The sequence below is a fragment of the Variovorax sp. GW821-FHT09A10 genome, assembly GCF_059418385.1.
Genome location: NZ_JBWKPT010000004.1, coordinates 596,135 through 608,499 on the forward strand (window position 1 = coordinate 596,135; position 12,365 = coordinate 608,499).

The window sequence follows — 12,365 nt, forward strand, 5'->3', positions numbered from 1 at the left end:
ATGATCGATTTCACTGTCTATAGAACCGCGACCGGAGAGGTCGTTCGCTCAGGCTATGCCGGCTCCGAGGACGAGTGCCTCAGTCAGGCCTTCGAAGGCGAGTCTGTCCATGTGGGAAAAGCCCGATTCGACCAATACATCGCGGATGGGAAGCCTGTCGACATGCCGTCGAAGCCAGACGAACACCACGTGTTCGATTGGACGCAACGCGCCTGGCTCGATCCGCGAACGATGGAGGACCGTCGTCGCTCACTGCGCGAGCGCGTCACCGAGCATCGATGGGAAATCGAAACCGGCGGCATCACATTGCAGAACGGCGTGCGTGTTCTCACGGGCAAGCCCGACCAGGACCGCATCACGGCGGTGATCGTCAACGCCGACATCGCGGGCATCGACGCCGTCGACTTCAAGGCCGACAGCGGATGGGCGCGCCTGACCATCGACGAACTTCGTGGTGTGGCCCGCGCGATCGGCCTGCATGTCCAGGCGTGCTTCAGTGCTGAGCGCACGCACCACGCCGCCATCGACCAACTCCGGACAGAGGCTGAGACCGAGGCCTATGACATCTCCGCGGGCTGGCCCCTCACCCACAACAGCATCGAAACGCAATGACCACCACGCTCACCGACAAGAATTTCACAGAGCTGTTCACCTACTCTGGTGGCACCAACGGCACCTGCGTCAACTCGCAGGGTTTCATTCAGCCCAGCCCCACGCCGCGCTTCGATTTCGATCCGATCACGAAAGCTTCGAAGGGGTTGCTGATCGAAAGCCCGCGGCAGAACCTGTTGTTGTTCTCGTCTCGCTTCGATAGATATCCAACGTGGACAAGGTCGAATGCCACGCCGGTGCCGGAAGCCGCTGTTGCGCCCAATGGGCGATGGGATGCATGCAAGCTGATTCTGAACAGCGGCGCCGCCGCAGGCCTCGGCCACGTCGTTCAGACTGTTGCCAAGGCTGCAACAGCGACCACCTACGCTTACTCCTTCTATGCGAAGGCGGGAGGCTCTTCGAGCGGCTGGATCTATGCGCGAGGCGCCTCTTCTGCTGACAGCATCAGCATTCCCTTCAATCTGACAACGATGACAGCCGCAGGTGTGGTGAACGGCGGATTTGTCGAGGTTTCGAAAAGGGTTGTCGATGCAGGCAATGGCTGGCGTCGTGTCGAATTGGTTTTCACGAGCGATGCTTCTGCCGCGCTTGTGGCCGCCATCTACCCCGGTTCTTCTGTTGGCACCAGTGGGTCGGGCGACGGTGTTGCCGGTATCTACATCTGGGGCGCGCAGCTTGAGACTGGCGCGTTCGCAAGCTCCTACATTCCCAGCGTCGATGCCGTCACGGCGCGCAGCTCCATCGGCAGCTACTACGACGTGAACGGCGTCCTGCGCTATGCGGCGGCGGGTGTTGCGCGCAACAGCCACGAGCCATCGAACCTGACCTTGCCCCCAGTGCTGATGGTCGAGGAGCAGCGCACCAACATCCTGCAGAAGAGCAGCGACATGCACCTGACGCCGTGGGCAACGAGCGGCCTCTTTCGAGCGTCGGGAAAGTTGGCTCCAGATGGAAGTCTTCGGGCTGTTGAGGTGTCGGGCGCGCCGACCGGGCCGTTCGCTCAAACAGGGCCAGCTGCGACTTCCACTGTCTTGACCTATTCCGTCTACGTTCGAAATGTCTCCCGAGCGGCTCCCATCTCACTCCTGCTGCGCAACAGTACGACGTCCACAAACTTCACCTTTGGCCTGTGCACGTTGTCGGGTGCCGCCCCCTCCATCTCAGGGGCCGGGTGGGAAATGCGGTCCGTAGGGAATGGGTGGTTTCGTTGCACCTACACACAGGCAACTGGCATCGGTGTCGGTGATGCGATGGCCTGCTATGCCGGATTCACCGATGCAGGTCCCGATAGCGGCGCTTTTCAGATCTGGGGCGCCCAGCTCGAAGCCGGTGCCTATGCGACCAGCTACATCCCGAGCACCGAGACCTTCACCGGCCGCGCATCCATCGGCACCTACTTCGACGCCATGGGTGTGATGAAGACCGCTGCGGCGGGCGCCGCGCGGATGACCTACAACCCCGCCGACCTGACCATCGCACCCTGGCTCATGCAAGAGGTGTCCAGCACCAACCTGTTGACCGAGAGCGAGTTTCGCAATGGGCTTGCGGATGTGCCCGTCAGGATCGGATGCGCGGCGGCGTCCTGGAGCGAGCTGGGGTTCACGACAGGCATCGCATTCCCTGCGCCGCCGCCAGCCGGCACGTTCGCGTCTTATGCCGCCAAGTCGCCTGTTCTTGCGCCGTCGACCACCTACGTGATTTCCTGTTTCGTGAAGATGGATGACGGCGGAGCGCCCAGCATGCCCGCGTCTGGCGGCGCGGCGGACTTCGCGCTCGTCATCGCGAACGCGCCAATCTCTCCCGCCGCCTGCACCATGACGCATGTCGGGGGCGGCGTGTACCGGCTCACGGGCACGCGGACCACCGATGCATCCGTTCCCAGCACTGTGTCGGGTATCTGGAAGTACGGCACCAACAGCGCCCGGGCTTTCAAGTTCACGGGCTTGCAGCTGGAACAGGCGTCGTCCGCGTCGAGCTATATCCCGACAACGACGGCGACAGTGACGCGTCTCGCTGACGGCGCCACTTCAGCAACGACAACCCGACAGGCAGACGCCGCTACCTCCGGGGCAACCACGAGAGCAGGTGATCTCGTCCTCGTCGACGCAAAGAAGGGCTGGTGCAATGCCGCTGAAGGCACCATCCTCATGGAGTTTGGACGGCCGAAAGAGGGAGACACAACGGCAAGGAATCTTGTCGAGATTGGCACAGCGGTCGGAAATCGCGTGGGCATCGGGTTCACTGCGTCGGCGCTCGCCTACGCCTACTCGGCTGTCAACGGTCCGTCGGGGCCGAACACGGTCTCGGTCGGACTCCAGGGAACACCTGTTGGGAGCCCGGTCAAGGTCGCCCTCAGCTATGGCGCCGATGGCCTTCGGTTCGCGTGCAACGGCCAACTCCTCAAGGCTGCCCTGCCAACGGTCCCGCCGTTCGCCAACCTTGGCGTTGGAAACCTGTCCTACGGCGGCAGCAATCAACCCTTTTTCCACGTCCGCGCGGTGCGCTACCAGCCGCAGAAGCTCACGGATGCGGAAGTGGTGGCACTGACGGCGTAAGGAAGTAACCCTGGCCGCAGGCCCAGCGCGAAAAGCGCAATCACACATCAGGCCCCTTCGGGGGCCTTTTTCATGCCTGCTCACGAACTCACGGCATCCCCAGGCAATCCTTCTTCGTACTGCCAAGCCCATCACCCATCCGTGCCTTCGCCCACGTCTCGGGGAATTCCCGGGTGCCCGGAACCTCCCGCCGATGGGATAGTTAGTTCGCCACTCAAACTAACTACCCCGGCCCACCGTTCTGAGGAGAGACATCGATGCAACTGACAACGAAACACACCCTGGCCGCCCTGGCGTTCGGTCTCACGGCCGTGGGCGCGATGGCGCAGACCGTGGTCGGCGTGAGCTGGTCCAACTTCCAGGAAGAACGCTGGAAGACCGACGAGGCCGCGATCAAGGCGCAGCTGGAAAAACTCGGCGCGAAATACATCAGCGCCGACGCGGGCGGCTCGCCCGAGAAGCAGCTGGGCGACATCGAGGGGCTGATGTCCAAGGGCGCGAAGGCGCTGATCGTGCTGGCGATGGACAAGGACGCGATCCTGCCCGCCGTGACGAAGGCCACGCGCCAGAAGGTGCCCGTGGTGGCGTACGACCGGCTGATCGAGGCGCCCGGCGTGTTCTACATCACCTTCGACAACGTCGAGGTCGGGCGCATGGAGGCGCGCGAGGTGCTCAAGGTCAAGCCCAAGGGCAACTACGTGATCATCAAGGGCTCGCCGAGCGACCCGAACGCCGACTTCCTGCGCGCCGGCCAGCAAGAGGTGCTGGACGCCGCGATCAAGAAGGGCGACATCAAGATCGTCGGCGACGAGTACACCGAAGGCTGGAAGCCCGAGGTCGCGCAGAAGAACATGGAGCAGATCCTCACCAAGAACGGCAACAAGGTCGATGCGGTGGTGGCGGCCAACGACGGCACCGCCGGCGGTGCGGTGGCGGCGCTCACGGCCAAGGGCCTGCGCGGCATTCCGGTGTCGGGCCAGGACGCCGACTTTGCCGCGCTGAACCGCGTGGCGCTGGGCACGCAGACCGCGACGATCTGGAAGGACTCGCGCGAACTCGGCCGCGAAGCCGCCACGGCCGCGGTATCGCTCGCAGCCGGCAAGCCGGTCGACAAGGCCGCACCCTGGGCCGGCGGTGCCAAGAAGATCTCGCTGTCCTCGCGCCTGCTGACGCCGGTGCCGATCACGCGCGACAACCTCGACGTGATCGTCAAGGCCGGCTGGATCAAGAAGGACGAACTCTGCAAGGGCGTCTCGGGCGCGAACGCGCCCGCGGCCTGCAAGTAACGCTGCAACCACCGGCGCGTTCAGCTTCCCGCTGAGCGCGCCGTTCCATCTCTTCGCAACATGGCTTCCGGCCGACCCGCAAGGGCCTGCCGGTGGGCGGTTGCGCACCTGTAGTCCGTCCTGAGGGGGCTTGAAAAAATGAGCGATCCAACACCCGGCTGGTGGCGCCGCACCGGCATCGACCTGCGCCTGCTCCTGATGTGCGTGCTGCTGGCCGCGATGGCGGTGGCGTTCAGCATCATGTCGGGCGGCGTGTTCCTCTCGCCCGAGAACCTCTACAACGTCGCGCAGCAGACGGCGGTGGTCGGCATCGTCTCCACGGTGATGGTGCTGATCATCGTGGCGCGCCACATCGACCTGTCGGTGGGTTCGGTGATGGGCTTCGTCGGCGTGCTCATCGCCTACCTGCAGTACACCTCGGGCTGGTCGTGGCCCACGGCCTGCCTCGCGGGGCTCGCGGTGGCGCTCCTGGTATCGATCTACCAGGGCTGGCTCACGGCGGTGCTGGGCGTGCCGTCGTTCGTGGTCACGCTGGGCGGGCTGATGTCGTTTCGCGGCGCGGCCTTCCTGGTGGCCGACGGCAAGACGCAGCCGGTGAACGACGAGTTCTTCCAGCGCCTGGGCGGCGGCTACGACGGCGGCATCGGCGTCACGGCCAGCTGGGTGCTCGCGGGGCTGGTGGCGCTGGTGCTGTTCGGGCGCATGGTGCAAAAGCGCCGCGCGCGCCAGCGCTACGACATGCCGACCGAGGCGCTGTGGCTCGACGTGCTGCTCACGGCGGTGCCGGTGGCGGTGGTGGTCGGCTTCGCCTGGGTGATGAACAGCTACCAGATCTCGTCCAAGAGCGAGCCGCAGGGCATTCCGATCCCGGTGCTGATCTGGGCGGCGGTGGCGATCGTGCTGTCGTTCATCGTGCACCGCACGCGCTTCGGCCGCTACGTGTTCGCGATGGGCGGCAACCCCGACGCGGCGGCGCTGGTGGGCATTCCGGTGCAGCGCGTCACGCTGATGCTGTTCGCGCTGCTGGCGGTGCTGGTGACGGTGGCGGCCATCGTGTCGATCGCGCGGCTCAACGCGGGCACCAACTCGCTGGGCACGGGCATGGAGCTGTACGTGATCGCGGCGGCCGTCATCGGCGGTACGGCGCTGGCGGGCGGCAGCGGCTCGATCTTCGGTTCGGTGCTGGGCGCGCTCATCATGCAGTCGCTGGACAGCGGCATGCTGTTGCTCGACGTGCCCATCGGCAAGCGCATGGTGATCATCGGCCAGGTGCTGATCGTCGCCGTCGTCTTCGACGTGCTGTACCGCCGCAAGTTCGGGGAAAACTGACATGGCCGACATCGACAAGACGAAACCGCTCGTCGAGCTGCGCGAGATCCGCAAGGCCTTCGGCGGCGTGAAGGCCGTGGACGGCGTGAGCATCAACCTCTACCCCGGCGAAGTGGTCGCGCTGCTGGGCCACAACGGCGCGGGCAAGTCCACGCTGATGAAGATGCTCGCGGGGGCCTACCCGATCGATTCGGGCGACACGCTCATCGCCGGCGAGAAGGTCCACATCCGCACGCCCGCCGAGGCGCAGGCCCAAGGCATCGAGACCATCTACCAGACGCTCGCGCTGGCCGACAACCTCGACTCGGTGGCCAATCTCTTTCTGGGCCGCGAGAAGATGACGGCGTGGAACACGCTGGACGACCACTTCATGGAAGTGCAGGCGCGCAAGGTGTTCCAGCGCCTGAACAAGAACTTCACCAACATCCGCATCCCGGTGCGGCGCCTGTCGGGCGGGCAGCGGCAGGTGGTGGCGATCTCGCGCGCGCTGTACTTCAACGCGCGCATCCTCATCATGGACGAGCCCTGCGCCGCGCTCGGCCCCGAAGAGACGGCGATGGTCGGGCGCCTCGTCAAGCAGCTGAAGGACGACGGCGTCGGCATCTTCCTCATCACGCACGACATGCCCGACGTGTTCTCGCTGAGCGACCGGCTCGCGGTGATGAAGAACGGCAAGCTCGTGGGCACCTACCGCACGGCCGACGTGACCGAGGACGAAGTGCTCGGGATGATCATCGCCGGCAAGCGGCCCGAGGGGCGCGAACAGGCGCACCACGCAGCCACCGCAGCGGCATGACATGAAGACCATCGGTGACCAGCAGCTCTTGAAGCGCCTGAACCGCAGCGTGCTGCTGCGGTTGCTGCGCGCGCAGCCGGGCTTGTCGCGTGCGCGGCTCGCGAGCGAAAGCGGGCTCACCAAGTCGACCGTGAGCCTGCTGGTGCGCGAGCTGCTCGACGAAGGCTGGCTCAGCGAATCGGGCGCGGCCGTGGCCGATGGGCTCGGGCGGCCGTCCACGCCGCTGCAGATCAACGTCGGCGTGCGCGCGCTGATGGGCGTGGAGATCGCCGTCGAAACGCTGCGCCTCGTGTGCGTCTCGCTGCAGGGCGAGGTGCTGCATGCGGAAGCCCAGCCGCTGGACGACGGTGAGCCCGCCCGCGTATGCGCACAGGTCGCGCGCATGGCGGCGGCGGCGCACGCGCAGCTCGACGAGCGCGGCCTGCGCCTGTCGAGCATCGGCGTGTGCGTGCCCGGCGCGGTGGACGACTGCACGGGCGTGGTCCGCTTCGCGCCGAACCTCGGCTGGCGCAACGTGAGCCTGTTGCCTGCGCTCGAGAAGGCGCTGGCCGCGGCCGGCCTGCCGGGCGTCACCGTGCAGCTGCAGAACGACGCCGATGCGGCAGCGCTCGGCGAGTACGAGTTCGCCGCGGGCGAGGGCGAAGACCCGCTGATCTTCGTCAACAGCGACGTGGGCGTGGGCGCGGGCGTGGTGCTGAACGACCGCCTCTTCACTGGCGCGCAAGGCATGGCCGGCGAGATCGGCCACACCATCCTGCAGCTGGACGGGCCGCTGTGCTCGTGCGGCCGGCGCGGCTGCGCCGAGGCTTTTTTCGGCTCGCGCGTGCTGGCGCGCGAGGGCGCGGACATGGCGCGCGCCGCCGCGTTCTTCGGCGTGCTGCTGCAGAACCTGTGGGTCACCTTCAACCCGCGCGCGATCGTGCTCGGGGGCAAGGTCTGCGCGGAACACCCGGAGTTCGCGCAGGCCGCGTTCGAAGGCGTGAAGGGCCACGCCGAGCGCGCCGGCATGCCCGCGCCGGAGCTGCGCACGGCGCGCTACGAAGCGCTTGCGCCTGCGGTGGGGGCGGCGGCGTTGGCGCTGCACGACTACCTGCGGCCGCTGCAGCCCGATGCGAAGGCGCGCCGCGCGCGTGCGTTGGCGCGCGCCGGCGCCTGAACCTTCGCTGTCCGTCAGTCCGCTGCGCTGCTGTCGTCGTTGTGCCAGCCGCGCAGCCGCCGGTACAGCGTGCCGCGCGACACGTTGAGCTGCCGCGCCGCCTGCGACACGTTGCCGCCGTGCGCCGCGAGCGTGTCCTCGATCAGCTTGCGACTGTGCTCGCGCAGGGTTTCGGTCGGTGGTGTCTCGCCGGCGGAGGCCAGCGCCACGGGCTGCTCCGCCTGCACGTCAATCGCCACCGGCGCATCGACCTGCGCGCTCGCCATGTCCGGCATCGCCACCGCATGCCGGAAGTCCGCACCGTCCGCGCCCTTGAGCTGCGCCTGCATCCACACGCCGAGCCCGCTGGCCAGCCGCAGCGGCTGCGCGGCCTCGCGCCGGCCCAGCCGCAGCAGGCTTGCGAGGTCGTGGCCCAGCAGGCATTCCACGTCGCGGTCGTCGGGCGCCTCGGGCAACCGCCCCAGCAGCCGCGCGCCGGCGTTGTTGAGCCACGCGATGGTGCCGTCGGGCGCGATGCCCGCGAGCGCCTCGAGCGGCGTGCCCAGCAGCGTGGGGCTGGCCTGGAAGCGCAGGATGAGGTGGTCGCGCGACTGCGCCTGCAGCAACCGGTTCTCGATGATGGTGGCGTGCAGCGCGACCATCGAGGCCGCGTCGAAGCCGAAGCGCCGCGCCTCCACCGTGAGGTCGAGCACGCCCGCGAGCTGGCCGCTCACGTCGCGGATCGGCGCCGCGGCGCACTGCATGTGGCACAGCACGTCGTAGTAGTGCTCGGCGCCGTCGACGGTGCAGGCCTGCCCGGTGCTGGCCACGATGCCCGGCGCCGTGGTGCCCACGACGCGCTCGGAGATGTTCACGCCCAGGCGCGCGGTCTGGCGCAGCACGGGCTGGTGCGTGCCGGCGGGCTGGCTCGTGACATGCACCACCACGCCGTCGCGGTCGGTGAGGATCACGCGGCAGTCGGTGCCCGCGAGCATGTGCTCCATCTGCGCGAGCTCGTGCCGCGCCACGTCCAGCAGCTCGCGGTTGCGCGCGAGCGTGGTGTGCAGCCGGCTGGGAGTGACCGCGTCGAAGGACACCACGCGCTGCCGGTCGGCGTGGGTGCGGCTGCAGCGCATCCACGACTGGATGACCGCCTCGCCGACCAGCCCCGAGGGGCGCACGCCTTCTTCGAAGAACTGCTGCCGCGCCAGCGCCACGCGCTGCGCCGGCGTGCTGGCAAAGAGTTGGCGCGGCGCATCCGCCGTGCCGAGCCTGTCGAGCGCCATGGGTTCGCCGCCTCTTCTGGATTCAGGGACCGTCTCGAATGTGTTCCGCAATGGAACAAGGCTGGACTGGGGAAATCCCGGGGGTGAAGGCTGGCGCCGTGCGAACGATCCTTGGGGCAGAACGACGAAGGAGACAGACCACGATGAAGACGACAACAAAGCCTCTTTCCGGGCGGCGCCTGCTTGCGGGCGCCTTGCTGTGCCTGGGCCTTGCGGCCCCGGCGCTGGCCCAGACCGCGGCCACCCCGCAGGACCGCGCCGGCGCGGCCGTCAAGCGCGTCGACGGCAACTTCGTGCGCGCCAACGCGGCGAAGAAGACGCCCGACTGGCCCAGCCACGGGCTCGACTACGCCGAGTCGCGCTTCAGCCGGCTCGACCAGGTCAACACCGGCAACGTGAAGCAGCTCGGGCTGGTCTGGTCGTACGACCTCGAATCGACACGCGGCGTGGAAGCCACGCCGCTGGTGGTCGACGGCATCATGTACGTCACGGCCTCGTGGAGCATCGTGCATGCGATCGACACGCGCACCGGCCAGAAGATCTGGACCTTCGATCCGCAGGTCGACCGCTCCAAGGGCTTCAAGGGCTGCTGCGACGTGGTCAACCGCGGCGTGGCGCTGTACGAGGGCCGCGTCTACGTGGCCGCCTACGACGGCCGGCTGATCGCACTCGACGCCGCCACCGGCCAGAAGGTGTGGGAGAAGAACACCATCGACGGCCAGAAGGGCAGCTACACCATCACCGGCGCGCCGCGCGTGTTCAAGGGCAAGGTCATCATCGGCAACGGCGGCGCCGAGTACGGCGTGCGCGGCTACGTCACCGCCTACGACGCGAAGACCGGCGACCAGAAATGGCGCTGGTTCGTGGTGCCCGGCGACCCGAGCAAGCCTTTCGAGGACGAGTCGATGGCGCGCGCCGCCAAGACCTGGGACCCGAGCGGCAAGTACTGGGAAGCCGGCGGCGGCGGCACGGCGTGGGACAGCTTCGCCTTCGACCCCGAGCTCAACCTGATGTACGTGGGCACCGGCAATGGCTCGCCCTGGGCGGCCAAGGCGCGCAGCCCCAAGGGCGGCGACAACCTGTACCTGGGCTCGGTGGTGGCGCTCGACCCCGACACCGGCAAGTACAAGTGGCACTACCAGGAGACGCCCGGCGACAACTGGGACTACACCTCCACCCAGTCGATGATCCTGGCCGACGTCAAGCTGGGCGGCAAGGCGCGCAAGGTGCTGCTGCACGCGCCGAAGAACGGCTTCTTCTTCGTCATCGACCGCACCAACGGCAAGTTCATCTCGGCGAAGAACTTCGTCGAGGTCAACTGGGCCACGGGCTACGACAAGAACGGCCGGCCGATCGAGATCGCCGCCGCGCGCCAGAACGAGAAACCGGGCGACAGCATCCCGGGCCCGTTCGGCGCGCACAACTGGCACCCGATGTCCTACAACCCGCAGACCGGCCTGGCCTACCTGCCCGCCCAGCACGTGCCGATCAACCTGATGGACGACAAGGCCTGGAAGTTCGACGAGAACGCGCCCGGCCGGCCGCACGCGGCGCTGGGCTGGAACCTGGGCAAGTTCGCCAACGTCGAGCCGCCCACGAGCAAGCCCTTCGGCCGCCTCGTGGCCTGGGACCCCATCAAGCAGAAGGAAGCCTGGGGCGTGGACTACGCCTCGCCATGGAACGGCGGCACGCTGACCACCGCCGGCGACCTCGTGTTCCAGGGCACGGCCGACGGGCGCCTGGTGGCCTACCACGCGAAGACCGGCGAGAAGCTCTGGGAAACGCCCACCGGCACCGGCGTGGTGGCGGCGCCCGCGACCTACATGGTGGACGGCAAGCAGTACGTGTCGGTGGCCGTGGGCTGGGGCGGCGTGTATGGCCTGGCGCAGCGCGCCACCGAGCGCCAGGGCCCGGGCACGGTCTACACCTTCGCGGTCGGCGGCACGGCCAAGATGCCCGCCTTCGTCGAGTACCGCATGGCCAAGCTCGTGCAGGGCGTGAAGTACGACCCCGCCAAGGTCCAGGCCGGCACCATGCTGTACGTGAGCAACTGCGTGTTCTGCCACGGCGTGCCGGGCGTGGACCGCGGCGGCAACATCCCGAACCTGGGCTACCTCGACCCGGCCTACATCGAGAACCTCGACAAGTTCGTGCTCAAGGGCCCGGCCATGTCGCGCGGCATGCCCGATTTCACGGGCAAGCTCTCGGGCGACGACATCGAGAGCATCAAGGCCTTCATCCAGGGCACGGCGGACGCGATCCGGCCGAAGTAGAGGCATCGCGGACTCAAACAGAAAAGGCGCCCTCGGCGCCTTTTCTTTTGGGCAGGGCGCTTGTCAGCCTGCGAGCCGCAGCTCGTGGATCAGCCCCGCCACGTTGCCCACCTGCAGCTTGTCGTAGATCGACTGGATGTGGTTGCGCACGGTGGCCGGCGAGCGGTTCAGGATGGCGGCCACTTCCTTGTGGGTGTCGCCGCGCGCCAGCAGCTCGGCGATGGTGTGCTCGCGCGGCGTGAGGCTGTCGGCGCGGCAGCGATGGCGGCACTTGAGGAACAGCAGGCGCTGCTCGACGCGGTGCGTGACCACGATCTCGCGCCCGTTGAAGCGCGCGTGGCCCTGCAGGAAGTGCTGCAGCAGCGCATCGGGCAGCGTGCGGCCGTGCCAGGCCGGCCACTCGGCCTTCAGCATGGCCTCGAACAGCCGGTCGGCGTGGTACAGCACGCCGCGCAGGTCGCCGATGGCCGAGCCGCCGGGCGACGCGCTGCCCGCCTCGAGGCGGTCCAGGTGCATCACGCGGTTCAGCGCCAGCGCCTGCATCACGTGCGGTGCGAGGCTCTCGAGCAGCTGCCGCTCGGCCTCCGACGGATGGGCCTGCGGGTCGGCGCGGAACAGGCTGAGCCAGTGCACGAAGTTCGTCTGCGGGTTCGCGTCCGAGCTGATGAAGAAGTTGGCCTGCTCGAAGCGCCGGCCGTGCTCGCGCAGCGCGGCCTGGTCGTCGCGGCAGAACCAGGCGTCGGCGTTGAAGGCGAGCGTCGACTTCGGCCGCCTGGCCACCTCGACGGCGGCCGTGTCTATGTGCTTGACCTGCTCGTAGGCCATGACCATCTCGACCGGCTGGTTGTGCAGGTGGATCGTGTGGATGTCGATGCCGTGGTCGGTGCGGGTGGCGGTGCCCCACATCGACGAGTCGAAGGGCAGCACGGGCTTGAGGAGGTCGAGCGCGGCGTCCTGGAAGGCGTCGATGGGCAGCTCGTGCGAGAGGCGGTACAGCCGCAACAGGAGGTCGCTGAAGTCGCGCGGGACACCGGCCGTGAAGGTCATGCGGGGAGTCTTCCAGCCCCGCCGCCGCATGCCCATCCCATGTTCC

Annotated in this window: 9 protein-coding genes; 7 read left to right on the forward strand and 2 right to left on the reverse strand. The window is 67.7% G+C overall.

The window, feature by feature from the left end; translation table 11 throughout:
* The 6 genes from AC07Q9_RS19510 to AC07Q9_RS19535 all read left to right on the forward strand — a co-directional run bounded on the left by AC07Q9_RS19510 (position 1) and on the right by AC07Q9_RS19535 (position 7,734).
* Positions 1-612, forward strand: coding sequence for a DUF4376 domain-containing protein (locus AC07Q9_RS19510; RefSeq protein ID WP_495311375.1), 612 nt, complete (start codon positions 1-3; stop codon positions 610-612).
* On the forward strand, positions 609-3,167 hold the full coding sequence (locus AC07Q9_RS19515) for a phage head spike fiber domain-containing protein (protein ID WP_495311377.1): 2,559 nt from the start codon (positions 609-611) through the stop codon (positions 3,165-3,167). The genes AC07Q9_RS19510 and AC07Q9_RS19515 overlap by 4 nt, the downstream gene beginning before the upstream one ends.
* A gap of 263 nt (positions 3,168-3,430) precedes the next feature.
* The gene (xylF, locus tag AC07Q9_RS19520) at positions 3,431-4,453 is read left to right on the forward strand and encodes a D-xylose ABC transporter substrate-binding protein (protein WP_370869643.1); all 1,023 of its coding nucleotides are present in this window, start codon (positions 3,431-3,433) and stop codon (positions 4,451-4,453) included.
* Between the two features lie 138 nt (positions 4,454-4,591).
* Positions 4,592-5,782 (forward strand): sugar ABC transporter permease, encoded by a 1,191-nt coding sequence (locus tag AC07Q9_RS19525; RefSeq protein WP_495311379.1) that lies wholly within the window; start codon positions 4,592-4,594, stop codon positions 5,780-5,782.
* 1 nt (position 5,783) lies between these two features.
* Positions 5,784-6,578: an ATP-binding cassette domain-containing protein gene (locus tag AC07Q9_RS19530; protein WP_495311381.1), complete on the forward strand. Its 795-nt coding sequence runs from the start codon at positions 5,784-5,786 to the stop codon at positions 6,576-6,578.
* A gap of 1 nt (position 6,579) precedes the next feature.
* A complete protein-coding gene (locus tag AC07Q9_RS19535) occupies positions 6,580-7,734 on the forward strand; it encodes an ROK family transcriptional regulator (RefSeq protein WP_495311384.1) in 1,155 nt (384 codons plus the stop codon).
* A 14-nt stretch (positions 7,735-7,748) separates the two neighbouring features.
* Here AC07Q9_RS19535 and AC07Q9_RS19540 read toward each other — a convergent pair whose 3' ends face one another.
* Positions 7,749-8,999 (reverse strand): helix-turn-helix domain-containing protein, encoded by a 1,251-nt coding sequence (locus tag AC07Q9_RS19540; protein ID WP_495311386.1) that lies wholly within the window; start codon positions 8,997-8,999, stop codon positions 7,749-7,751.
* 143 nt (positions 9,000-9,142) lie between these two features.
* On the opposite strand from AC07Q9_RS19540, the gene AC07Q9_RS19545 reads away from it, so the two are divergent.
* Positions 9,143-11,272 (forward strand): PQQ-dependent dehydrogenase, methanol/ethanol family, encoded by a 2,130-nt coding sequence (locus AC07Q9_RS19545; protein ID WP_495311389.1) that lies wholly within the window; start codon positions 9,143-9,145, stop codon positions 11,270-11,272.
* Positions 11,273-11,335: 63 nt separating this feature from the next.
* Here the strand turns inward: AC07Q9_RS19545 and AC07Q9_RS19550 are convergent, their stop codons facing one another.
* The gene (locus tag AC07Q9_RS19550; RefSeq protein WP_495311391.1) at positions 11,336-12,319 is read right to left on the reverse strand and encodes a helix-turn-helix transcriptional regulator; all 984 of its coding nucleotides are present in this window, start codon (positions 12,317-12,319) and stop codon (positions 11,336-11,338) included.
* Positions 12,320-12,365: the final 46 nt, after the last annotated feature.